The sequence below is a fragment of the Pseudomonas sp. AD21 genome (assembly GCF_002878485.1).
GTDB lineage: Bacteria > Pseudomonadota > Gammaproteobacteria > Pseudomonadales > Pseudomonadaceae > Aquipseudomonas.
This window is the reverse complement of the sequence record NZ_NQYG01000039.1, coordinates 1-23,451: the sequence shown is the minus strand read 5'-3', so window position 1 is coordinate 23,451 and position 23,451 is coordinate 1. Positions and strand designations below refer to the sequence as shown.

Here is a 23,451-nt window from a genome sequence, read left to right as displayed (position 1 = left end):
GTGGTGAGGGGATTTATCCCCGATGGGGCGCGAAGCGGCCCCTGACCAAGGGGCTCCGCATTTGAAGAGCTTGGGCCTGCTGCGCAGTCCATCGGGGATGAATCCCCTAGCCACAGAAAAATCCCCTCAGTACAGATAACCTCCACTCAAAACAGCCACCGACTTCAGTTTTGTTCAGATGGCTGCCCCGCACATTTTTTCCCCCATCACCAACCACCGTCTAAGCTTCAGTCAAGTCCGATCAATCTGCGTGAATGGATCAATCGACTATGGGCGCTTTGTGGCAAACCGATTCGAGTAAAGCCGTGGTTCCGACTGAACGTGTGGATGAAGCGCCTGTCCCCCCCCAAAAACGCCGCAACCGGCACGGATGGAAGGCGTTCTGGTTGTTGCTGCTGATTATCGCCATCGTGGTTGGCCTGGCCGCGAGCAAGGAAATGCGCACCTCACGCTTTCAGGCTCGAGAGCTGAGCCAATACGCCGCCTCGCTCAAATATCAGCTGGAACCCGGCCCCAGCGAAGCGATCCGCTACCCGGGTAACGGGCCGTTCGATTTGCGTCTGGGCTACAGTTCCCTCGATGAATTCCTGCCGCGTCTGCTCAAGCGCGATTACGTGATCACCGAGCAGACCCGGTTTTCCCCAGCGCTGCTCAGCTACACCGACAGAGGCCTGTTCGTGCCCTACTCGGAAAAAATCCAGGCCGGGCTGTCGATCACCGATTGCCGCGCCGCGCCGTTGTATCAGTACAAGTACCCGCAGCAACTGTATTCGAGTTTCGCGGCGATTCCGCCGGTGGTGGTCAGCAGCCTGTTGTTCATCGAAAACCGTTTTCTGCTCGATCCCAAACAGCCGCTGGCCAACCCGGCGGTAGACTGGCCGCGCTTCGGCATGGCGGCGTGGTCGCAAGTGGCGAAGTTGCTGCACCTGCCGGGGCAATCGGCCGGTGGCAGTACGCTGGCCACGCAACTGGAGAAGTACCGGCATTCGCCCGATGGCCTAACGGTGTCCGGCGCCGAGAAGATCCGTCAGATGATTTCCGCCAGCGTGCGCGCCTATCAGCCCGGGCCGCAAACTCTTGGCGCCCGGCAGAACATCATTCGTGACTACCTCAACAGCGTGCCGCTCTCCGCCGTGCCGGGTCACGGTGAAGTGCATGGCATGGCCGAAGGTTTGCGGGTCTGGTACGGCAGCGATTTCAACCAGGCCAATGAACAGCTGAACAGCCCGGCCACCGACCCGAAAACCATGGCCGACAAAGGCCTGGCCCTGCGCGAGATGCTCTCGCTGATGATCGCCCAGCGCCGCCCTTCGCATTACCTGACCAAGGGCCGCGAAGAACTTGCCGACCTCACCGACAGCCACCTGCGTCTGCTCAAACAAGGTGGTGTGATCGACAATGCCCTGGCCGATGCCGCGCTGGCGAGCAAGGTCACTTACCGCGACTGGCAGACCCAGCCGACCATTCAGCCAATCGAAGCCAACAAGGGCATCAGCGTCGCCCGCAGCCGGCTGGCAACCCTGCTCAATCGTCCGCTGTACGACCTCGACCGCCTCGACCTGTCGGCCACCAGCACCTTGCAGGGCGACCTGCAAACCCAGGCCACCGAATACCTGAAGAAACTTGCCGACCCCGCGTTTGCCGGGCAGATCGGCCTGATCGGCGAACGCCTGCTCACCCCCACCAGCACCACCCAGGTGCGCTACAGCTTCACCCTGTTCGAACTGACGCCGGACGGCTCGCGGGTGCGGGTGCAGACCGACAGCACCGACCAGCCGTTCGACATCAACGAAGGCAGCAAGCTGGAACTCGGCTCGACGGCGAAGATGCGCGTGCTGACCACCTACCTGCAGATCATCTCCGAGCTGCACGACAAGTACGGCGCCATGACGGTGCCGGAGTTGAAGAAAGTCGAGGTACCGGATCAGGATCGCCTCAGCCAGTGGGTGATCGATTACCTGATCCAGAACAAAGACCACGACCTGTCGAAAATGCTCGGCGCCGCGCTTGATCGCAAGTACTCCGCCAGCCCCGGCGAAGCGTTCTTCACCGGTGGCGGCCTGCACGTGTTTCACAACTTTCGCAAGGAAGACAACGGCCGGATGCCGACCCTGCGCGATGCCCTGCGTGAGTCGATCAACCTGCCGTTCATTCGCCTGATGCGCGATGTGGTGCGCTACGTCACCTACTCCGGCCCCAACAGCAGCGCCGAGTTGCTCAAGGACGATCGCGACCCGCGGCGTCAGGAATACCTGGCGAATTTTGCCGATCGCGAAGGCACCTCGTTCCTGCTCAAGTTCTGGAAGAAGTACAAGAACAAGGACACCCAGGCACGCCTCGACACCTTCCTCGACAGCATGCGCCCGACCCCGATCCGCATGGCCGCCGTGCACCGTTACCTGCTGCCCAACGCCAGCCAGGAAGACTTCAACACCTTTGTGCGCGCGCACCTCAAAGGCGCCAAGCTCACCGAAAAACTCACCGACGACCGTCTCATTCGGCTGTACGACGCTTACGGCCCGGGCACCTACGATCTGCCGGATCAGGGCTTCATCGCCAAGGTCCACCCGCTGGACCTGTGGCTGATGGGCTACCTGCTGCACAACCCGGATGCGACCTTCAGCCAGATCGTCAAGGCCAGCCAGTTCGAGCGCCAGGAAGTCTATAGCTGGCTGTTCAAGAGCAAGCACAAGGGTGCCCGCGACAGCCGTATTCGCACCATGCTCGAGATCGAGGCGTTCCTGGAGATTCACCAGCGCTGGCAGAAAGTCGGCTATCCGTTCGATCATCTGGTGCCGTCGCTGGCCACCGCCATCGGCAGCTCCGGCGATCGCCCGGCGGCCCTGGCCGAACTGATCGGCACCATCCTCAACGACGGCGTGCGCATGCCGACCCTGCGTATCGACAGCCTGCACTTTGCCGCCGGCACTCCGTATGAAACGCGCCTGACCAATGACCCTCACGTGGGCAAACGGGTCATGCCATCGGAAGTCGCCACAGCCATGCGCGAGGCGCTGTCGCAAGTGGTGGACTCGGGCACAGCGAAACGCGTCTCCGGCAGCTTCAAGACCGCCGACGGAGTGCCGCTGGTCATGGGCGGCAAGACCGGCACCGGCGACAACCGCATCGAAGCCATCGGCTCCGGCGGACGCATCCTGAGTTCCAAATCGATCAACCGCACCGCGACCTTCGTGTTCTACATCGGCAACAACCACTTCGGTACGCTGACCGCGTTCGTCCCCGGGCGCTCGGCAGAGAACTTCAAGTTCACTTCGGCGCTGCCGGTGCAGGTGCTCAAGGGCATGGCACCAATCCTCTCGCCGTACCTGCAACCGGGCACGAACACCCTGTGCCAGGGCCCGCAAGTGACCGCCGCTCGTTAAGGCATACAACGGTCAGGGAATGGCGGTAACCCGCTATTTTTCAGTACGCATTTCTCGAAATATCCGCACGAAACCTGTACGGTTTCGAGCGGGTATTTGCGCTTTTTTCGGGCGCGGCCGCTGCCTAGTCTGATCGTTCCATTTCGATCAAGGACGATCACCGCAATGCCCATCATTCCCCTGCCAGGGCGCCCAGCCCATTCGCCGCCTTCCCTCTCTGACGAGCGCAGCATTCACCACGAACTGATAAAGAAAAACCTGCCCGCCTGGTTGATCAACAGCAGTGCTGCGCGCGTAAAACAACTGAAAGGCATCAAACCCGTCATCGCCGACTGGCATCAGCTTGCGCCCGCTGCCGAGCAGCGGCACCTTGCACAAGCGATGAAACGTGCCTGGACGGCACAAAACGATATCGATAAGGCGCTGCACAATCTGCAAGACGTCTACGCCTTTGCCAAACCGCTGCTGCAAAATGCGCTGAAGGATCGCTTCGGTGTCGAGGATGATGTCGAGCAGACCTGGTTGCGCTTGTATGCCCCCGTCAATACGTCTTGGTGGGCGCATGATTTTGCGGGCGGAACCACCAGCCGCACCGTCTCGCTACTGGACGCCGCGCTGCATAATTTTTCCCGTGATGAGCAATTCAGTCAGGACTCGGAATTCATTACCCGCCCCGACGCCAGCGGTCATTTCACCATCAAGCCACTCAAGCACCGACTGCCGATCAATCAGTTCAAATCACTGTGTCGCGAACTCGACCTGGGCGCGCGTTATACACAGCACTTGAACGCCTTTTTGCTACCGACTGACGGCGTCGCCAGACAGGTGCTGCGCTACAAGGTCTGCCTCGGCCAAAAAGCCGCACTGAACGCCGCCGCACGCCTGGCCCTGATGAAAAAGGACATCGACCAGAACGCTTTCGATGTCGTGCAAGGGATGCTCGATGATCGCCGCAACCTGCGATGGGACGGTCAACCCGTCAGCTATTACAACCTGGCCATGATGGATGCGGCGCTGATCGGGATTGTCCTGATCACCCCTGATGCCAGCCGCGCCAATAAGCCCGTACCAGTGATTGCCTACGTTCCTCATGACCCGCAACACCCCCTCAAGCAGTACCCGTCGGCCCTCCAGTTCATGGCCGAACTGACACGCCAGCTGCGCGACCACACATCCCCGGCAGGCTATCAGCAATTCTTCAGCCAGTTCGTCAATCAGCAACAACGCGGGCATTTTTTTGCCCGACTCAACGAGCGCCTGAGCAAGGTGAAGTGGCGCCCTGCACCGGCGGGTTCAAACTTGCCGAGCTGGCGCGAAACAGCGGTGGACAATCCCGACCTGCAATTCAGCCTGACAAGATTCCAGGACGACCGCGACACCCGGTTCAACGGTGACGTATGGGGTTATCTCTACCGCCAGAAGTTGAACAAGATCCTCAACGATGCCACCGAAATCGCCATTTCCACCGCGTACGCCGATCGCATGGCGCGCTGGGCCTGGTGGGACAATCTGCAAAAAATGCTCGCGGACATCTTCAACGCGGCGCTGCTGGTAGCGACACCGTTTGTGCCGTTTCTCGGTGAGTTGATGCTGGCCTACACCAGTTATCAACTGCTCGACGGGGTCTTCGAAGGCGTCGTGGATCTGGCTGAAGGGCACTTGGCCGAAGCCGGCGAGCAGGCGATCGGCGTCCTCGAAAGCATCGTCCAGCTCGGCGCGTTTGCTGCCGGTGCGACGCTGGGTAACATCGCGCGGGTGAAACTCTCGGCGTTCGTCGAAGGGTTGAAACCGGTGCAACTGCCGAACGGACAGACGCGCTTGTGGAACCCCGACCTGACACCCTATCGATTGCCCGAGCAGACCTTGCCGACAGCGACCCGGCCCGATACTCAAGGATTGCATCCGGTGGGTGACAGACAACTGCTGCGACTTGATCAACAGGTATTTGCCGTGACGCAAGACCCCGTCAGCGGGCAGCACCAGATCCGCCACCCGCAAAGGCCCCAGGCCTATACGCCGGCACTTGCGCACAACGGCGATGGCGCGTGGGTGTGTGAAACGGAAAACCCGCGCCAGTGGCAAGGTGCACAATTGATGCGCCGGATCGGTCATCGCACCGAAGGCTTCAGCGATGCGCAACTGGAGCAGGTTCGCCTGCTCACCGGTACCGATGAAAACATCCTGCGTCGCATGTATGTGGAAAACGCTGCGCCGCCGCCATTACTGATCGACACGCTGCTGCACCTGGGGATGGCACCTGAAGAACCCGCACCGGCGCTCTCCCCTCCAGCCCGGCAGGTGCTGGTGGACTGTCCGCAGCTGACGCCGACCCTCGCCGAGCGAGTGATTGCGCAGGCCAGTCCCATGGAGTTGCAGCAGATCACTGCGCAACGCCGCTTGCCACTGCGCCTGCGCACCACCGCCCGCGAGGTGCAGTTTGAATTGCAGTCGGTCAGGGCTGCCCAGGGCTTGCAGCTGGAAAGCCTGAGCAACGTCGAGAGTGAGCGTTTGATTCTCGGAGCCTTGCGTCACTACAGCGATACCTTCGGCGCCTTGCGCATTGAAGTCCGCGAGGCGACCTTCAATGGCGAGTTGCGATGCGAGGCCGGTGCCGAGTCAGCCGAGCAACTGCGGGTGCTGATACGTACCGGCCCTGATCGCTATGAGGTGCGCGATGGCGAGAACCAGCCAATCCATGAAGCCAGCGGTTTGTATGAGGCGATTCTGCACGCCATCGACAATGACGGGCACAGCGCCCTGGGCTACCGGCCGACCGATATCGAGCCGTTCAAGCAGTGGGTCATCGCCATAACCACTGCACCGAGTGAACGCCGAACGATACTGGCGCGCGCCCCGATACGCCCTGTCGCCGAACACGACACGCTGTTTCTGCTGCGCGGTGGCGGCTTGAGCAAAGACTCGGTGACGCTGCAGGAACGCATTCAGGATCTGCACCCACATTTCACTGCGACGGAGGTCGACGCGTTCGCCGATGCCTTGAGCGCACAGGGTGAGCCATTGCAAGCCATCGAGGCCCATGAAAACGATCTCGATGAACTGCGCGTCATCGTCCATCGCTGGCGCTATCAGCAGCCGGACAGCTGGGGGCCGGGCAGCCAGGGGTTTCGTGACGGAGGCGGGCTGCATATCTATGAGCGTTTGCTGGACTGCTTCGAACGCAAGAACGAAGACCTTGGCAACCGCAGCGATCCCTCGTCCTATGCCCTCGATCTCTCCCGGGAATTGCTCTCGCTGGATCTGGAAACCTGGTGGTCCAAGCGTCCGGAATTGAAAAAGTTCCTCGACAAAGTCACCGTGCTCAAACTCGACAACACACGCTTTTCCAGCAACGGCACGAGCCTGCTCAAAGACTTTCCGAACCTGATCGAACTCAGCGCCAAATATTGCGAGCTGACCCGTTTGCCCGAGCGTATCGGCACCACGTTGCGTCGCCTCGAACGTTTGCGCTTGAGCAATAATCACATTGTGCTGGACCCCGGCGCGGTCGCACGACTGCGCGACCTGACGTATCTGCAGGTTCTGAAAATGGATGACAACCCGCTGGGCCAGTCGCCCGACCTGTCACGCATGCCGCGACTGAAGGTGGTTGGACTGAAGAACACCGGGTTGACCGCGTGGCCCGAAGGCACGCTGGCCAAACCGAGGCCACGGGGCTTTCTGCTCGATCTGCGGGGTAATCCGCTCACGGTGATTCCCGAGGTGCCGACCGGTTCCGATGCGCAGTGGCTGGTGGCCCGCACACGACTGGACGTGATTGCCCTGTCCGACGTCAACCAACTGCGTTACCAGGCCCACCGCCGCTCGATGGCGTTACCTCCCGAACCTCTCATCCCGGCAGCTCCCGGGCAAAACACATCAATCATCTCCACGTATGGCGCCGATTATTGGGGAGATGTGCCGGGCTGGGGCGTCAACCGCGAGACACCCTGGGCGGAACTGGTCGAGGAGCCGGCCGCCCAGCCGTTCATGGCAACCTTGCTCAGTGTGCGCGACTTTGCCGACTACCGCGCCGATGGTGCCGCGCGTGCGCAACTGATGCAGCGCGTATGGCGCATGCTCGATGCCGTGCATGTCGACAGTCGCTTGCGCGAGAAGCTGTTCACCATGGTGATCGCTCCGGTGGATTGCGCCGATGCCGGTGCCCAACTGTTCAACCACATGGGGATCAACGTGCTGGCGTTCGAGGCCCACGCCTACTCCACCAGCCCGGCCGAGGTTGAACAAAAACTGGTGACCCTGGCCAGGGGCGCGGCGCGGCTGGAGCACGTCAATGAAATCGCCCGGGCCGATGTCGCCAGTCGTGGCGGCAACCCGGATGATGTCGAAGTCTATCTGGCCTATCAAACCGGGCTGGCGAAACGCCTCGACCTGCCCTGGCAGTCCGAGGATATGTTGTACCGGCCGGTGTCCGGCGTCACGGACGTAATGATCGATCAGGCGTATGACACGGTAATGGCGCTGGGTGAAGGCGACGGTCTGGTCAACGCGATGCTCGAGCTCGACTTCTGGGCGCAGTATCTGCATGACAAATACCCGGTACGCAGCGAGAGCAACAAGCGCCTGTATCAGGCGAAATACGAGCGCCTTGAGCAACTGCGCGAAACCCAGCGCCAATGGACCGAATCAACCTTGGCAGCCGAGCGCGCAACGCTGCGCGAACAGCTCAAGGTCTTGATCAACGACCTGCCGGTACCGCCAACCGTGGTGTTTGCCGAAGTACCGATCAGCGACGCGGTGTTCGACCGTTTACTGATCGATCTGGGGGATGACGAAAAAGAACTGGCGCGTCGCCTGACCCGTGAAGCACTGAGGCGCGCCGGACTTTGATTGCGCCGCGCAAGCCTGTGGCCTGTCCATTGAACTCCGGACAGGCCTGCGAACTCAGGGTGCAGCCGCATTGAATATCAGGTGCACATTGCCGTAGTAATTCCCCGGCTTGTAGCCGCCGGCGGGCACGATCGGCTGGATCTCCAGCACGTATCGCCCGCCGGCCCTGGCCTGCTCGGCAGAGACTACCTGGCGCGGCGGCGCCTCATGGGTCAGCACGGTATCGGCGAAGCTCACGCGCAGATAAATGTTCTGCTCGTCGCGGCCATTGGACAGGTAGGGTTCGCTGTCCAGCCGGGCCTCGATTGCACTGGTGTCGTGCCTGACATCAAAGTGCTTGCGCACGCCGCCCAAGGTTTTCGTGCTGACATTCCATGGCAGAATCTGCGCGCGATGAATCCAGTCCGTCTCGGCCGGTATGACGTAAAAACCCAGCGTCGGAATGTCCACCGACACTTGGAACCGGTGCTCCTCGCGCGCTGCAAATAGCCCGGCACTGAACAACGTCAGAACGCCCGTGCACACGGTAATGAACGATTGTTTGATCATCTCACGTCATCCCGCGATGAGTTGCCGGCAACGCTCAGGGGCTTCTTGTTATCGCCCTCGACAAGATTGAAGCGGTATTCGCGCCCGGGCTTTTTGTCGAACTCGAAACTGTTACCGGCGCGGATGTGGTGTTTGGTGGTCGGCTCGCAGGCGTTTTCGTCCTTTAGCGCACAGTTGCGAAACTCATCGACCACCACCACGGTGTTGCCGTTGTTACGCACTCGATACGTGGTTGGCGCATCTTCGATCACGCTGTCGAATCGGCTGTTTTTCGGGCGCACAAAGAACACCGTACCGAAACCGGTCATGACGTTGACCCCGGCAGACAAATTGTTTTTGTATTCGTCACGTTCTTCGGCGGAGACTGCGAATTCATCTTCCTTTTCCGGCACCACGGGAATGAACCGCACACGGAAATAACGTTCAGTGTCACGCTCGCCCATCAGCAGCAAGCGTGTCCCCTGCATGCCATTGGCCGGCACGATCAGCCGTGCCGGGCTGGCCATGAGGCCATCACGACTGCTCATGTCCGCCTGGTTCCTGACCTCGACTTCCCGCGACTTACCGTCGGCGTCGTAGACGATTTCGAGAATATTGACCTTGACGAATGCGGTGCTGTCACCGCTGTTGAACACCCGCTTCAAGTAGGTACTTTTGTCGCCATCCAGATAGTCGTACACCGTGCCAACGTTAATCTGCGGCCCGGCCGAAATGGCCAGAGAAAAACCGCTCAACCCCATCAACAGCAACAAACGCTTCATAGCCATAGACCTCTTCACATTGAACAAAACACAACCACCATGTATCGATACGCGACCCATCAGACTTCCGAGTCCCAGATCACCGTGACCCGACCTGCATAGTTGCCACCCCTGCCGGGCTGCAACATGAACTCCATGACGTATGGCGGTACTTCGAAATGCAGGATGCCGGGTGCCCTGTCCACGTAAAAACCGGGCTGAAACTGTTGCGCGTTGGCTTGTCCGGTGCGCAAGCGACGCCGCTGGACCGGTTGCCCGGACATATCGGTCAAGCCATCGGGCAGGCTGACGCTGACTTGCAGTTCCACCGCGTACTTGGTGACGGGGTCTCGAATCTGGCAATCGGTGACAATCCCTGGCATCTCGCATTCCAGCTGCATCTTGAAACGCGACGAGGCGGAGATGTTGAAAGTCTGATCTCGAAACAGCCGCACTGGCCGGCGCCCGGTTTGCAACCAGCTTTGCCAGCCGCCCGCCGGAACCAATTGGACTTTGTCGCCGCCGGGAGGAATCTCTACTTTCAGGGTGTGCTCAACATCGAGGCTGAAGTGGATGGTCAGGCTGTCATCGCTGGGCAACATAATGTCGCCCATATCGAAATCGCGCCCGGGACCGATCCCATAGGTGTGGCTGCCGACATAGCGTCCCGGGGACATTTTCAGCGGATTGGGGGTGCGAAGCTCGTAGCCGATCTGAAACATGTCATAGCGCAGGCTTTCAATCCGGTAAGCGGCCGTCGGTACACAGCTACTGCCTGGCGGAGTCAACCAAAAGAACGAGCGCCATGTCGGCTCGACAAACATGCCTCCGGTGTAGCCACAGGGTGCTGGAGGATACGTCCAGTTGTACCCGCTCCACAGCATCTCGTGCGCGTCCGGATTACTGTCGGGGGCGCCTTCACCGATGATGCTTTGAACCCGGTCCGGCAGGTAGTAGCGGCCACCAATCGATGCGATGCGCACCTGCAATAACGACTGCTCTGCGGTCTCTTGATTAACGACCTGCAGCGGTATCCACTCGGTCGGGGGTTTGAACATTGCACCTTTGCGCATATCGCTGTGCCGGGCTTCGATCGGGCCGATGGCATTGAATTCGATCGGCACCAGGATGCTGAAGATGGACAACCCTTCGCAAAATGTCGGGTAAATGGAGCAGTGCCCGCTATATGGCGTCGTATTGATAAATTCATTGCGCATCGGGTTGCCCGGATCAGGCTTGAACGACGCCGTGACATCAATGGACGCGGCCTGTGCCGACACCGAAACCACCAGACTGAACAGCGCCAGGAAAAAACTTAATAAACGCCGATGAATCCCATTGCAGGTCTTCACACTGAAACTCCCTGTAAAATTGACACGCACGGCGCATATCGGCCACGGACGATGGCCAGCTTGTTCGCAGCCCGCCCCCTCAGATATCCGAATCCCAATACACCACGACAACGCCGGTATACCTGCCGCCTCTACCGGGCCGCAGCATGCTTGCCATCGAATGCGGCGGGACTTCGAAATGCAGGGTTCCCGGTGCCCGATCCACATAGAAACCGGGTTTGAAATATTGCTCGTTCCCCGCACCCGGCTTCAGTCGCAAACGCTTCACAGGTTGGCCGGAAAGGTCGGTTATGCCATTGGGCAGGCTGACACTGACGAACAGACTGACTCGTTGGTTCACCTCAGAATCTTCCAGTGCACATCCGTCCTCAACTCCAGGCCCGCAACCTATAAACATCTTGAAACGTGAAGATGCTGAGATGTTGAAGGTCTGGTCGCGGAACAGGCTCACCGGCCGCCGACCGGCCTGCAGCCAGCTCTGCCAGCCACCGACCGGCACTAGCTGGACTTTTTCGCCACCCGGCGGAATCTCGACCTTGAGGGTGTGCTGTACATCCAGATTGAAGTTCAAGGTCAGCGAAGAACTAGTGGGCAACATCACGTCGCCAAAATCGAAATCCGCGTTTGGCCCGACGGTGTACGTCAGCGCGCCGATGTAATTCCCAGAGGACATGCCCAACGGGTTGGGCGTTTCCAGCTCATAAGCAAAATCCACGTACCCCAGGCGCACCCACGGGACATCGAACTTCGCCTGCTTGCCGCACACCGTGCTCGACGGGGTTTTCCAGAAAAACGCATAGGTGTCCTGGCCGTACCAACCCACCCCACTGTAAATGCAAGGCGCCGGCGCGTTGACCCAACTCGAGCCCCACAACAGGTTATGAGCGATACGATAATCATCAGCACCGCCCACCAGCTTGATCACGTCATCGGTCACCACTTGGGAACCGACGCCGACGATGCGCACCCTGACCTTTTCCGGCTCCCGGGTGGTTTCGTGATAGACCGTCAGCTCCCGCCATTGTGTGGGTGCCTGGAACATCACGCCGTGTCGAGGAGAGGCATGGTTGGCCGGAATCGGCGCGCGGGAATCGAACTGGATCGGCACTTGCAGGCTGAATATTTCGTTCTGCTCGCACTGCGCCGGATCGTAAGTGCAGTAACCACTGGACGGCGTGGTGTTGCGGAATTTGTTGCGGTGCGGATAAGACGAGTCCGGCCTGAACTCGGCGGTAATGGAAACCTGTTCGGCGTAGACCGGAAAAGCGATCGCGGCCAACGTAATAACGATTAGCCAGCAAACACGGGATGTAGCTGAATATGCGACGTTCATGTCTGCAAAATCTCCTGAAGCAGGCCTATATCAACCCGCGGTCTCTGCCTTGTGGGTGGCCTCGGCCAACGTATCCGGCGAGCAGCGCAGATCACCGATCATCAACACGTTGTTTTCACTGCGGTGCTTGTTAGTGTCGAGCCGGAACTGGCACAGCAACTGATCGGCGTAACGCACCTCCAGGGTTGGCGAGCCGGCATGCATTTCCATCGAGAAAAACCCGTCGACTTCACTGACCCCGCGACTGGCGTGATTGATCACGTGGTGGCCCTTGAGCGGCCGGCCTTGTGGATCGAGCAGGCGTCCGAGCACGGTCACGGTTTGCATCACCCGCACCTTGCGGTATTCCACGCCGCCCTTGTTCAGGTGATAGCGGGTACGGGACGGTTCGATGTTGGCTGCCGGTACATGATTGCCTTCGAAGTCGAAGCTCACCGAGCTGTTCCTGTAGGCCGTGAGCGGGATGAAATTGCGCCCCGGACGCAACGCTGCGCTGCCGCCGCTGAGGTCGTCGGCGCGCAAGGCAATGTCAGCGATATCCGATTCGACATCGACGATCATTCCGGCGCCGCGACCCTGATGCTGACTGGTCATGACCAGCCGTTGACCACCGACGATCACGCTGCTGTCGAGGTTCACGCCACCGGTGAAGTTGCCGTTATAGGACGAGCGCTGCGCGAAGCCGTCGCCATTGACCCAGTCGGTGCGAAAGTTGGCCAGGCTCGCCAGACCGACGCCGTAGGTGTCGGTCAGCGCCGTGACCGAGACGCTCTGCAGAATGTGATCCTGCAGGTCTTTGCGATAACCGATCGAGCCATTGTTGTCGCGCCCGCCATCACGTGCGGTACGGCTGCCAATGCTGCCGGAGACCTGCTGGCCGGGACCGCCCAGCGCCATGTTGATGCTCAGGTCGACCCCGCGATTACGTGCATCACCACTGCTGTAGCTGCCGGGACGATCGAACAGTGACAGCCGCCAGTTGGCGTCACTGCCGAACAGCTCGGTGCGTTGTGTCCAGCCCAGGTCCATGCCCACGCCTTCGACATTGCCCTCGCTGTGCGAGACCCGTGCGCTCAGCGAGTTCTTGCGGCTGATGCGGTGGTTGAGCGCCAGCGACGAATTGCTGGTCTCGCCGGTGAAGACGTTGCGTTGGCGCACGCGGGTGCCGTCGGGCAGCGTGTCGTAGGTGTTGCGGGTGTCGAGCCAGCTGCGGTTGTGGCTGACCACCAGACTGCCGGCGCCGTAGTTGTACAAGCCCTGCACATCGGCCCCGGTGCCGTGATCCTCGGTCTGATACAGGTTGGCGTAGAGGCTGATGCTGTCGGCCAGGCTCCAGTCGATCGAGCTGCCGTACTGCAAGGTGTTGCGCACCTGGCGTGCCGACAATCCGAGGATCACCCGTGGGTGCAACAGGTAGTTGATCGCCGCACCGGTGGTGAAATCACCGCTGTCCTGTTCGTCCCAGTTGCTGAGCAACTTGCTTTCCTGACCGGCGAAAACGTTATAGCGCCAGCGCTCGTCGAGGTTGCGCCAGTTGACCGGCTTGTAGACCAGTTCCTGAGTAGTCGAAGTGGTCTGGCCATCCTCGATCAGGCGCACTTCGACCTCATAGATGCCGCCGGGCAAGGGCCGGGTGTCGAGGGTCTGCAAACCGGCAGGCACTGCCTGGGTGTTGATCAGCAAGCCATCGCGGTAGATCTCCACCGACGCCTGCCGGTTGGCCGTGACAAATATCGGGTAGACGCTGGGTCGCGGACTGTCGACGGCGAGGCTGTCGGAGCTGCCGTACATCACGCCCACCGCCGTGTCGGGGCTGGTGCCGAATGAACGGGGCTGACGGGTCAAGCCTTCGGAATTGGGGGTGAAATAGCCCAGGCGGAAAAAACTGCCCTGCAGTTCGCGCTGGGTATAGAGCTCGTGCACCGCATGATAGGTCTGGGTGTCCGGCCCGCCGAGACGCGCCAGCTGCATATTGAAGGACTGGCTCCAGTGACCGAGGCTGGCACTGGCCTCCAGACCGAAACGCCCGCCCAGATCCTGATTCTGGCCACCATTGAGGTTCAGTTGATTGCGCAGCATCAGGCCATTGCTGCCGCCTTCGGGTTGCTCATGGAAGCGTTGGGTTTGCGGATCGCGTTCGGCGTTTTCAGTGACGATCGACAGCAGCGAGCTTTCCAGGTTGTAGTGCACCGCCAGCAGTTGCTCGGGGCATTGTCCGCTGCAGCTCCCAAGGGCTACGCCCGGTTTGAGAGTGCTGGCCCATGTTTCGCGCTCGGCGGCGCTGAAACGGCTGTCACTGGTGTCGGTGAAATCGAGCAAGGTCACCCGGTCATCGCGTGACAACACAATCATTGCCTCGCCCAGGGGTTGTTGATCAAGTTCGACACGAACTGCCAAAGGTACATCAAAGAAATGTTCTTCGAAGTCCGCCGGAAGACCTTTCGCCTGAGCCAGCAAACTTCGCGGGGTATTATCTACCGGAGGGGGCGCCGCCAGTACGCTGGTGCTCAAAAGCAACGCAAGCGCAGCCGCGATGGGCGTCATCGGAAACATGAATTAATACTCTGATTACCGGAAAGTAAAAGCCCGGCCGGGCAACTTTCAAGTTGCCGGCCGGTTACGTTACTTGAACACGTAACGTCAGGTATTGCCGTTATTACTCAGACCGAAGGTTCTACGACCAGCATGACCACGCCGGTGTAGTCGCCAGCTTTTGGCTTGGCGCCGGTCGCACTGATCTTGAAGGGCGCGCGGTAGCGGGTATTGGACTCGGCCTCGCCGACCACTTCCTGGGAGGTGGTGGTCAACGTCTTGCCGTTGAGTTCGACTTTCAGGTCGATGGTGTTACTGCCACCGATAAGCTTCGGTACGCCTTCCAGACGGGCGTGAACCTTGCCGGCGGTGTGCAGCACATCGAAGTGTCCGTTGACTTCGCGCATCGAAGCGGTGGCCGGGTTGTAGCTCATGTCCTGATCCTTGTTGACCAGATCGGCATCCACCGGCACCGCATAGAAGTCATCAGCCGGTACGTGCGCCACAATACTGATGGAGTGTTTGGCTTCGGTGGCGGCAAACGCCATCGAGGCGCTCATGGCCAATACAGTCAGAGGGGCGGCAAAGGCGAGTTTCTTGAGCATCATTGAATACCTGTCTTAAATAAATTAGTTGATTCATTGAAAGTTCAACGCGAGCAAAACAGTCACGAGCAGTTACTGCTCTCCGTTAACTTTCAACGCCGAGAGATGGTCAACCAATTTATCTTTAAAGTAAGCAGGCAACGTCCTGCGACCTTGTAGCCCGAACGCCATTAGATGAGAAAGAAAAAACCGCAAAAACCATGAAAGTTCCTGTCCGGCTGTAAGATAGCGGCTACAACGCGCCAACCCGCTGACTGTACGCGCCATAACTTTGCAGCAACTTCCGTAAGACCAATACCACACTTCACCGAGAATAAAGGGCGAAACAGAACATTAGAGAGTTAGCACTAATCTGCGCCATCGCCGCGCAATTTAATACCCGTTTTTTTTGATCATTTACCGAGGTTTTGCCGCTGCCGATTCGATGGGTGAGATCCGCACCGTTGGTCAGGAGCCCTTGCGCACCCATTAAGATATATCTTAAGTTGTATCTAAACACGACGAGAGAGAACGCAAAAATGAGAGACCATCATTCCCCCCACCGCGAGCACGGTGACGGCCGCGACGGCTTCGAGAAACGCCCCGGACGCGAACGCGGTGGTCGTGGCCCACGAGTCTTCGCCCCCGGCGACCTGAAATTGCTGCTGCTGGCACTGATTGCCGAACAGCCTTGCCACGGTTATGACCTGATCCGCCAGATCGAAGGCATGTTCGATGGCGCTTACAGCCCAAGCCCCGGCGTGATTTACCCGACACTGACCTTTCTGGAAGAAAGCGATTTGATCAGCGGCGACGCCGATGCCGGCAAAAAGCGCTACAGCGCGACTGACGCCGGTCGTTTGTCCCTACGTGAGCAAGCCGTCGCGCTGGATGGCGTGCGCATGCGTATCGACGTCAGCAAGCGCTCGTTGCGCGGCCATGACCGGCCGCCGGAAATCCACGAAGCGGTGCACAACCTGCGCCACGCGTTGCAACTGCACCACGGGCGCTGGAGCGCCGAAGAAATCCAGCGAGTTGCCGCGCTACTCAACGACACCGCCAAAGCCATCGTCGACGGCCCCGCCGTTCAATCTGCCCCGGAGAAAGCCGAATGACTGCAGTCGATACCCAAACCATTCACCGCGTGATGCACGAAATAAAACGCCGCAAGTTAGAGGTATTGCGGGTGGTCGACCTGACCCCACGCATGCGCCGCATCACCCTCGGCGGGCCGGAACTGGCCGGGTTCATCAGCCTGGGCACGGACGATCACGTCAAGCTGCTGTTCCCGCAGAACGCCGAACAAACCGCTGCGCTGGAGACCCTGGTGCTGGGCGCTGGCAAAAGCGACGTACCGATGCCCGAGATGCGCGACTACACCCCGCGTCGTTACGACCTGGAAAAACTCGAACTGGACATCGATTTCGTCCTGCACGGCGACGGCCCTGCCTCGACCTGGGCCGAGCAGGCCCAACCCGGGCAGTTTCTGCACATCGGCGGGCCGCGCGGTTCGATGATCGTGCCGGACATCTTCGACAGCTACCTGCTGATCGGCGACGAAACCGCCCTGCCCGCCATCGCCCGGCGTCTCGAAGGCCTGGCGGCCCATCGCAAGGCGCTGGTGGTGATCGAGGTAGAAAACGGTGCCGAGCAACAGGTGCTGGGGAGCGCAGCGCAGGTCAATGTGATCTGGGTGCTGCGTGAAGGCGGCAAGGACAACCTGCTGACCACCGTCAAACAGTTGCAGGTGCCCAAGGGCAATCTGTATGCGTGGGTGGCGACCGAGACCAAGGTTTCGCGGCAGATCCGCCGGGTGCTGATTGATGAGCATGGGCTGGATGAGCAGCTGATCAAAGCCGTCGGCTACTGGCGTGCCGAAGGTACTCCTGAAGAGGAATGAGATTCCTCCCTGTGGGAGCGGGCTTGCTCGCGAATACGGTGGTTCATTCAAAAATGATGTTGACTGACCCGACGCTTTCGCGAGCAAGCCCGCTCCCGCATGGGTTTCAATGCCACGCTGACCGCCAGCGGTCGAGGCCGATTACCAGCAAACCAATCAGCACAAACCCCGCCAAAATCCCCCCGGCATTGATGAACACTTGTGCATAACCCAGCAGGGTCACATCAATGAACGGGTACGCATACGCGCCCAGCAGATGCCCGCGCAGCAGGGCGTAAACGAAGTACACCAGCGGATAAATCAACCACACCGGCAGGTGCCAAAGGCGCAACGTACCTTTGGGCACGCAGCACCACCAGTAGCCGAGAAACAGCAGCGGCATCACGTCGTGCAGCAATTCATCAGCGATAAACTGCCACCCCTCGGGATGCCACAAATGCCGCAGCAAAAAGCTGTAGGCCAGACTGACCACCGCGATGCTGACCGCCACCCCGCTACTGACCCAAGGCTGCAGAAACCAGCGTTGCGCAGCGGATTCGCGCCGGGTTACCGCGCAGGTCAGCACGCTCGCCACCAGGGTATTGGTCAGTACTGTGAAGTAGCTGAAGAAGCTCACCAAGCCACCCAGCAGACTGGCGTCGACACTCAGGCGCGCAAGGAAAATCAGGTACAGCTGAATGCTCAATCCGGCCCAGCCGAGGCTGGCGATGACCATGATCAGGCGTCGCCGCAAAACGGCGTCCATCTCAGACCGGACGCTTGGTGCGCATAAGTTTCACGTACAAACGCTCGACCTTCTCCCGTGCCCAGGGGGTTTTGCGCAGGAACGTCAGGCTCGACTTGATGCTCGGGTCGCTCTTGAAACAGCGGATATCGATGCGCTCGGCCAGCCCCGACCATTCGTAATGAGCCACCAGCGCATTGAGGATCTGTTCGAGGGTGACGCCATGCAGCGGATCAGGAGTGTGGTCGTTCATGCCAGGCCTTCGGATGGAGTGAAAATGCACAAGCCGCGCACCTTAGCCGAGGGGCTGTTCAGGTGGAAGGCCTTGCTTCAAATGTAGGCCAACCCAAGAAGATCGCAGCCTGCGCCCCTCCCCACAATGCGCCCGTTTGACGCACTGTTACCGAATGCGAAACGCTGCATGTCTGCAAAAGCCCTTTGTCTTTTTGTTACAGATCATTATCCTGCCGCCCTTCAGCTGAATCGCTTCACTGTCTGCGTCAATTTGAAGCGCTCGGTTTACCCCCAGAAAACACCAAAAAAAGACTGACCCATGCCTGATTTTTCCTTCTCCCGAGACAGCGCTATCTCAGCCCTGCGCCTGATCGGTGGCTGCACCGCGCTCGGCCTCGCCACCTACGCCCAGGCGGCCCCCGCCTTCGACAGCGACTCACCGTGGATGCTCGGTGACTGGAACGGCACCCGTACCGAACTCTCGGAAAAAGGCTACGACTTCAAACTCGATTACACCGGCGAAATGGGCAGCAACCTGCACGGCGGCTACGACCACGATCGCACCGCGCGTTACAGCGACCAGTTCGGCCTGGGTACGCACCTGGACCTGCAGAAAATCCTTGGCTGGGACGATGCCGAGTTTCAACTGACCGTCACCAAGCGCAGCGGCAACAACATCAGCAACGACCGGATCAACGATCCGCGCGTCGGCGGCTTCACCTCCGCGCAGGAAGTCTGGGGCCGTGGCCAGACCACGCGCCTGACACAGATGTGGTATCAGCAGAAATTCTTCGACCAGAAGCTCGACATCAAGGTCGGCCGCTTCGGTGAAGGCGAAGACTTCAACAGCTTCCCGTGCGACTTCCAGAACCTGGCGTTCTGCGGCTCGCAGGTCGGCAACTGGGTCGGCGGCATCTGGTACAACTGGCCGGTCAGCCAGTGGGCACTGCGGGTCAAATATCACCTGACGCCGGAACTGTACGCGCAGGTCGGCGCCTACGAGCAGAACCCGTCGAACCTCGATCGCGGCAACGGCTTCAAACTCAGCGGCAGCGGCACCCAGGGCGCCGTGTTGCCGGTCGAGCTGGTCTGGACCCCCAAGCTCAATGGCCTGCCGGGCGAATACCGCGCCGGTTACTACTACAGCAGCGCCAAGGCCTCTGACGTCTATAAAGACCAGAACGGCCAGCCTGCCGCGCTGAGCGGCGAAGCCTACCGCAGCGCCTCAAGCAAGCACGGCGTGTGGTTCGGCGCCCAGCAGCAAGTCACCAGCATCGCCAGCGACCACTCGCGCGGCCTGAGCGTGTTCGCCAACGCCACGATGCACGACAAGAAAACCAACGCGATCGACAACTACGTGCAGGCCGGCGTCGTCTACAAAGGCCCGTTCGATGCCCGCGCCAAGGACGACATCGGTTTCGCCCTGGCCCGCGTGCACGTCAATCCAGCCTTTCGCAAAAACGCCGAAGCGAGCAATCAGGCCAACGCGGTCTACGACTATGACGATCCGTCCTTCCTGCCGCCGCAGGACACCGAATACAGCGCCGAACTCTATTACGGCGTGCACCTCGCCAACTGGCTGACCGTACGCCCGAACCTGCAATACATCCGCCACCCCGGTGGCGTGAACAACGTCGACGATGCCCTGATCGGCGGGATCAAGATCCAGTCGTCGTTCTAAGAGCCTGGCAAATACCCACAGTGGGAGCGGGCTTGCTCGCGAAGGCGTCGTGTCAGTCAACACATCAGCCTTCTGACACACCGCTTTCGCGAGCAAGCCCGCTCCCACAAAAGAATTTAGTTAGCCAAACAAGTTTTATCTGAACCATGCCTGCGCCCAATCGTCATCTACAGTGACTACTGCGCGGGACTACTTGAAACGTCACGGAGAATCACATTATGAGCACCGAAAGTGCTTCGAGTCGGGGCCGTCTGCTACCGAGCCTGCTCGGCATACTGCTTCTACTGATGGGCCTGGCCATGCTGGCCGGGGGAGTCAAGCTGAGCATGCTCGGCGGCTCGCTGTACTACCTGCTGGCCGGTATCGGCATTGCGCTGACCGGCATTCTGTTGCTGCTGCGTCGTCGCGCAGCGCTGGGCCTGTACGCCATCGTGCTGTTTGCCAGCACGGTCTGGGCCCTGTGGGAAGTCGGTCTGGACTGGTGGCAACTGGTGCCACGTCTGGCCCTGTGGTTCGTCCTCGGCATCGTGATGTTGCTGCCGTGGTTCCGTCGTCCACTGCTGCTCGCAGGCCCGGCGCCGATGGGCACTGGCGGTCTGAGCATTGCCGTGGTTCTGGCCGGCGTCACCGCTTTGGCCAGCCTGTTCACTCACCCGGGCGAAACGTTCGGCGAGCTGGGCCGCGACACCGCAGACATGACCAGCACCGCGCCGCAAATGCCTGATGGCGACTGGCAGGCCTATGGCCGCAGCGAATTCGGCGACCGTTACTCGCCGCTCAAGCAGATCACCCCGGCCAACGTCGGCAAGTTGCAAGAAGCCTGGCGCATCCAGACCGGCGACCTGCCGACCGCTGATGACCCGGTCGAGCTGACCAACGAAAACACCCCGCTCAAAGCCAACGGCATGATCTATGCCTGCACCGCGCACAGCAAAGTGCTGGCTCTGGACCCGGACACCGGCAAGGAACTGTGGCGCTTCGACCCGCAGATCAAGAGCCCGGTCGGCTTCAAGGGCTTCGCCCACATGACTTGCCGTGGCGTGTCGTACTACGACGAAGCCGCTTACGCCAAGTCTGAAAACGCAGCCTCCGCCATTATCTCCGAAGCCGGCAAAGCCGTTGCTCAAGCCTGCCCGCGTCGCCTGTACCTGCCAACCGCTGATGCGCGCCTGATCGCTCTGAACGCCGACACCGGCAAGATCTGCGAAGGCTTCGGCAAAAACGGCGTGGTCGACCTGACCCAAGGCATCGGCCCGTTCACCGCCGGTGGCTACTACTCCACCTCGCCTGCGGCGATTACCCGTGATCTGGTGATCATGGGCGGTCACGTTACCGACAACGAATCGACCAACGAGCCATCGGGCGTGATCCGCGCCTTCGACGTGCGCGACGGCCACCTGGTGTGGAACTGGGACAGCGACAAGCCGGACGCCACCGAGCCATTGGCCCCGGGCGAAATCTACAGCCGCAACTCGGCCAACATGTGGTCGCTGGCCAGCGTCGACGAAAAACTCGGCATGGTCTTCCTCCCACTGGGCAACCAGACCCCAGACCAGTGGGGCGCTGACCGCACCCCAGGCGCCGAGAAATTCAGCGCCGGCATCGTTGCTCTGGACCTGGCCACCGGTAAAGTGCGCTGGAACTACCAGTTCACCCACCACGACCTGTGGGACATGGACGTTGGCAGCCAGCCAACCCTGCTCGACATGAAAACCGCCGACGGCGTGAAACCTGCGCTGATCGCTCCGACCAAACAGGGCAGCCTGTACGTCCTCGACCGTCGTGACGGCACGCCGATCATCCCGATCAAGGAAATCCCGGTACCGCAAGGCGCCGTGAAAGGCGACCACACCGCGCCGACCCAGGCCCGTTCGGACCTCAACCTGCTGGCCCCGGAACTGACCGAAAAAGCCATGTGGGGCGCCAGCCCGTTCGACCAGATGCTGTGCCGCATCCAGTTCAAGGAACTGCGCTACGAAGGCCAGTACACGCCTCCGTCGGAGCAAGGCAGCCTGATCTACCCGGGTAACGTCGGTGTGTTCAACTGGGGCGGCGTTTCGGTCGACCCGGTTCGCCAGATGCTGTTCACCAGCCCGAACTACATGGCCTTCGTCTCGAAGATGATCCCGCGTGCCGAAGTGGCCGCCGACAGCAAGCGCGAAAGCGAAACTGCCGGCATCCAGCCGAACACTGGCGCACCATACGCCGTGACCATGCACCCGTTCATGTCGCCATTGGGCGTACCATGCCAGGCCCCGGCCTGGGGTTACGTCGCCGGTATCGACCTGACCACCGGCAAAGTCGTGTGGAAACGCAAGAACGGCACCAGCCGCGACAGCTCGCCAATCCCGATCGGCTTCACCTTGGGCGTGCCGAGCATGGGCGGCTCGATGGTGACTGCTGGCGGCGTCGGCTTCCTCAGCGGCACCCTCGACCAGTACCTGCGCGCCTACGACGTGAACAGCGGTAAAGAGCTGTGGAAATCGCGTCTGCCTGCGGGCGGCCAAGCGACTCCAATGACCTACACCGGCAAGGACGGCAAGCAATACGTCCTGCTCGTAGTCGGCGGTCACGGCTCGCTGGGCACCAAGATGGGTGACTATGTGATTGCGTACAAACTGCCGGAATAAGTTTTAGCGGCGGTAAAACAAAGGCGATGTCTCGTGAGGGACATCGCCTTTTTTGCATACAACTGTTCTGAATTCGCTGAAAAACCTGTGGGAGCGGGCTTGCTCGCTCCCACAATGGACGGTGTTCGTCCTACAGACGCGCGTTATGCACGGGAGTTTTCCGATAGGTCGCGTCGGTTGTGCCTCGGAAATTGGGTGGTTAGGCTCTGGAGGTCGCTGGAAATTCAGCGGCTGGGCGTCGCGGCCTGATAACTGATGCATAATCGCCAGCCTGACAGCACCTGCCGGTGCCTGTTGGTTGTTTCATGGCGGCTGTGCGCGGGATACCTTCGTAGAGGGTATGCCGATTTCTCAGTTATCGGTCCGCGAACCCGCGTACAGCTGCCACCCCAGATTGCGTCGCGGCAATCGAAGGTAGCTCCACTTCACAAAACTGAGTATTCACCATGATCAAACCAACACCAATCCCCCTGAAACCGATGGGACATCTCCCTACGAATCCCTCGATTCGAGAAGACTCCACGACGCCGCCGAACGCGCCCTCGACCACTACCTGAAACCCTGCGCCACTACCCTCAAATTCCACAGACCCAGCACCATGTTCCAGGTTGCTCCTGAAATGGATAATGAGAGCCTGCTGGTCCACGCCTGCGAATCACTGGCCTCGGCGAGCATCATGACCAGTGACATTGCGGCCTACGTCGACAGCCCGCAGCGACAGACGATACTGGCAATCCAGCAGATCATCATGCTGGCCGAGCTGGCGGTGAATCGGGTGTTGGATAACGTCGAAGGGACCCGAACCCCGGCACACAGCTGAACCCTTGTGGGAGCGGGCTTGCTCGCGAAGGCGTCAGCACATCCAACACTTGCGGTGACTGGCACACCGCTTTCGCGAGCAAGCCCGCTCCCACAATTGGATTGGGTGCATTCAGTTGGAGATTGGTCGGCTCGTAGGCCG

General features: G+C 60.2%; 14 protein-coding genes and 1 pseudogene. 7 read left to right on the top strand and 8 right to left on the bottom strand.

Features of this window, described 5'->3' with window-relative positions:
- The first annotated feature begins 269 nt into the window (after positions 1–269).
- Positions 270–3,383: a transglycosylase domain-containing protein gene (locus tag PseAD21_RS20370; RefSeq protein WP_102357385.1), complete on the top strand. Its 3,114-nt coding sequence runs from the start codon at positions 270–272 to the stop codon at positions 3,381–3,383.
- Between the two features lie 165 nt (positions 3,384–3,548).
- Positions 3,549–8,231, top strand: a complete 4,683-nt coding sequence (locus PseAD21_RS20365; RefSeq protein WP_102357384.1) for an NEL-type E3 ubiquitin ligase domain-containing protein — start codon at positions 3,549–3,551, stop codon at positions 8,229–8,231.
- Positions 8,232–8,285: 54 nt separating this feature from the next.
- On the opposite strand, the gene PseAD21_RS20360 is transcribed toward PseAD21_RS20365, so the two are convergent.
- The 6 genes from PseAD21_RS20360 to PseAD21_RS20335 all read right to left on the bottom strand — a co-directional run bounded on the left by PseAD21_RS20360 (position 8,286) and on the right by PseAD21_RS20335 (position 15,342).
- On the bottom strand, positions 8,286–8,780 hold the full coding sequence (locus PseAD21_RS20360) for a CS1 type fimbrial major subunit (RefSeq protein ID WP_102357382.1): 495 nt from the start codon (positions 8,778–8,780) through the stop codon (positions 8,286–8,288).
- Entirely contained in the window at positions 8,777–9,541 is a 765-nt protein-coding gene (locus PseAD21_RS20355) for a pilus assembly protein (RefSeq protein WP_102357380.1), read from the bottom strand. Before PseAD21_RS20355 ends, PseAD21_RS20360 begins: the two co-directional genes overlap by 4 nt.
- A gap of 59 nt (positions 9,542–9,600) precedes the next feature.
- The gene (locus tag PseAD21_RS20350; protein WP_256588200.1) at positions 9,601–10,872 is read right to left on the bottom strand and encodes a hypothetical protein; all 1,272 of its coding nucleotides are present in this window, start codon (positions 10,870–10,872) and stop codon (positions 9,601–9,603) included.
- Between the two features lie 79 nt (positions 10,873–10,951).
- The gene (locus tag PseAD21_RS20345) at positions 10,952–12,205 is read right to left on the bottom strand and encodes a hypothetical protein (protein WP_102357375.1); all 1,254 of its coding nucleotides are present in this window, start codon (positions 12,203–12,205) and stop codon (positions 10,952–10,954) included.
- 30 nt (positions 12,206–12,235) lie between these two features.
- Complete coding sequence (locus tag PseAD21_RS20340; RefSeq protein ID WP_102357373.1) at positions 12,236–14,758, bottom strand: CS1-pili formation C-terminal domain-containing protein; 2,523 nt, start codon at positions 14,756–14,758, stop codon at positions 12,236–12,238.
- Positions 14,759–14,865: 107 nt separating this feature from the next.
- Positions 14,866–15,342, bottom strand: a complete 477-nt coding sequence (locus PseAD21_RS20335) for a CS1 type fimbrial major subunit (protein WP_178082150.1) — start codon at positions 15,340–15,342, stop codon at positions 14,866–14,868.
- 518 nt (positions 15,343–15,860) lie between these two features.
- Here PseAD21_RS20335 and PseAD21_RS20330 point away from each other — a divergent pair.
- Both PseAD21_RS20330 and PseAD21_RS20325 read left to right on the top strand, forming a co-directional pair.
- Positions 15,861–16,436 (top strand): PadR family transcriptional regulator, encoded by a 576-nt coding sequence (locus PseAD21_RS20330; RefSeq protein WP_102357370.1) that lies wholly within the window; start codon positions 15,861–15,863, stop codon positions 16,434–16,436.
- Positions 16,433–17,221 (top strand): siderophore-interacting protein, encoded by a 789-nt coding sequence (locus PseAD21_RS20325; RefSeq protein WP_102357369.1) that lies wholly within the window; start codon positions 16,433–16,435, stop codon positions 17,219–17,221. The genes PseAD21_RS20330 and PseAD21_RS20325 overlap by 4 nt, the downstream gene beginning before the upstream one ends.
- 106 nt (positions 17,222–17,327) lie before the next feature.
- Here the strand turns inward: PseAD21_RS20325 and PseAD21_RS20315 are convergent, their stop codons facing one another.
- Both PseAD21_RS20315 and PseAD21_RS20310 read right to left on the bottom strand, forming a co-directional pair.
- On the bottom strand, positions 17,328–17,966 hold the full coding sequence (locus tag PseAD21_RS20315; RefSeq protein WP_102357367.1) for a Pr6Pr family membrane protein: 639 nt from the start codon (positions 17,964–17,966) through the stop codon (positions 17,328–17,330).
- 1 nt (position 17,967) lies between these two features.
- A complete protein-coding gene (locus tag PseAD21_RS20310) occupies positions 17,968–18,198 on the bottom strand; it encodes a VF530 family DNA-binding protein (RefSeq protein WP_027612109.1) in 231 nt (76 codons plus the stop codon).
- A gap of 300 nt (positions 18,199–18,498) precedes the next feature.
- Between PseAD21_RS20310 and PseAD21_RS20305 the strand changes: the two genes are divergently transcribed.
- The 3 genes and pseudogenes from PseAD21_RS20305 (at position 18,499) to PseAD21_RS20290 (ending at position 23,310) form a co-directional block, all read left to right on the top strand.
- Positions 18,499–19,860, top strand: coding sequence for a carbohydrate porin (locus PseAD21_RS20305; RefSeq protein WP_102357366.1), 1,362 nt, complete (start codon positions 18,499–18,501; stop codon positions 19,858–19,860).
- A gap of 218 nt (positions 19,861–20,078) precedes the next feature.
- A complete protein-coding gene (locus tag PseAD21_RS20295) occupies positions 20,079–22,490 on the top strand; it encodes a glucose/quinate/shikimate family membrane-bound PQQ-dependent dehydrogenase (RefSeq protein WP_102357364.1) in 2,412 nt (803 codons plus the stop codon).
- A 446-nt stretch (positions 22,491–22,936) separates the two neighbouring features.
- A pseudogene (locus PseAD21_RS20290) lies at positions 22,937–23,310 on the top strand (DUF6124 family protein).
- Positions 23,311–23,451 lie beyond the last annotated feature (141 nt).

Excerpts from the sequence above, each read along its gene's own strand:
- PseAD21_RS20370 (WP_102357385.1), top strand. The coding sequence starts at position 270 with ATGGGCGCTTTGTGGCAAACCGATTCGAGTAAAGCCGTGGTTCCGACT.
- PseAD21_RS20365 (WP_102357384.1), top strand. The coding sequence starts at position 3,549 with ATGCCCATCATTCCCCTGCCAGGGCGCCCAGCCCATTCGCCGCCTTCC.
- PseAD21_RS20360 (WP_102357382.1), bottom strand. The coding sequence starts at position 8,780 with ATGATCAAACAATCGTTCATTACCGTGTGCACGGGCGTTCTGACGTTG.
- PseAD21_RS20355 (WP_102357380.1), bottom strand. The coding sequence starts at position 9,541 with ATGAAGCGTTTGTTGCTGTTGATGGGGTTGAGCGGTTTTTCTCTGGCC.
- PseAD21_RS20345 (WP_102357375.1), bottom strand. The coding sequence starts at position 12,205 with ATGAACGTCGCATATTCAGCTACATCCCGTGTTTGCTGGCTAATCGTT.
- PseAD21_RS20340 (WP_102357373.1), bottom strand. The coding sequence starts at position 14,758 with ATGTTTCCGATGACGCCCATCGCGGCTGCGCTTGCGTTGCTTTTGAGC.
- PseAD21_RS20335 (WP_178082150.1), bottom strand. The coding sequence starts at position 15,342 with ATGCTCAAGAAACTCGCCTTTGCCGCCCCTCTGACTGTATTGGCCATG.
- PseAD21_RS20330 (WP_102357370.1), top strand. The coding sequence starts at position 15,861 with ATGAGAGACCATCATTCCCCCCACCGCGAGCACGGTGACGGCCGCGAC.
- PseAD21_RS20325 (WP_102357369.1), top strand. The coding sequence starts at position 16,433 with ATGACTGCAGTCGATACCCAAACCATTCACCGCGTGATGCACGAAATA.
- PseAD21_RS20315 (WP_102357367.1), bottom strand. The coding sequence starts at position 17,966 with ATGGACGCCGTTTTGCGGCGACGCCTGATCATGGTCATCGCCAGCCTC.
- PseAD21_RS20310 (WP_027612109.1), bottom strand. The coding sequence starts at position 18,198 with ATGAACGACCACACTCCTGATCCGCTGCATGGCGTCACCCTCGAACAG.
- PseAD21_RS20305 (WP_102357366.1), top strand. The coding sequence starts at position 18,499 with ATGCCTGATTTTTCCTTCTCCCGAGACAGCGCTATCTCAGCCCTGCGC.
- PseAD21_RS20295 (WP_102357364.1), top strand. The coding sequence starts at position 20,079 with ATGAGCACCGAAAGTGCTTCGAGTCGGGGCCGTCTGCTACCGAGCCTG.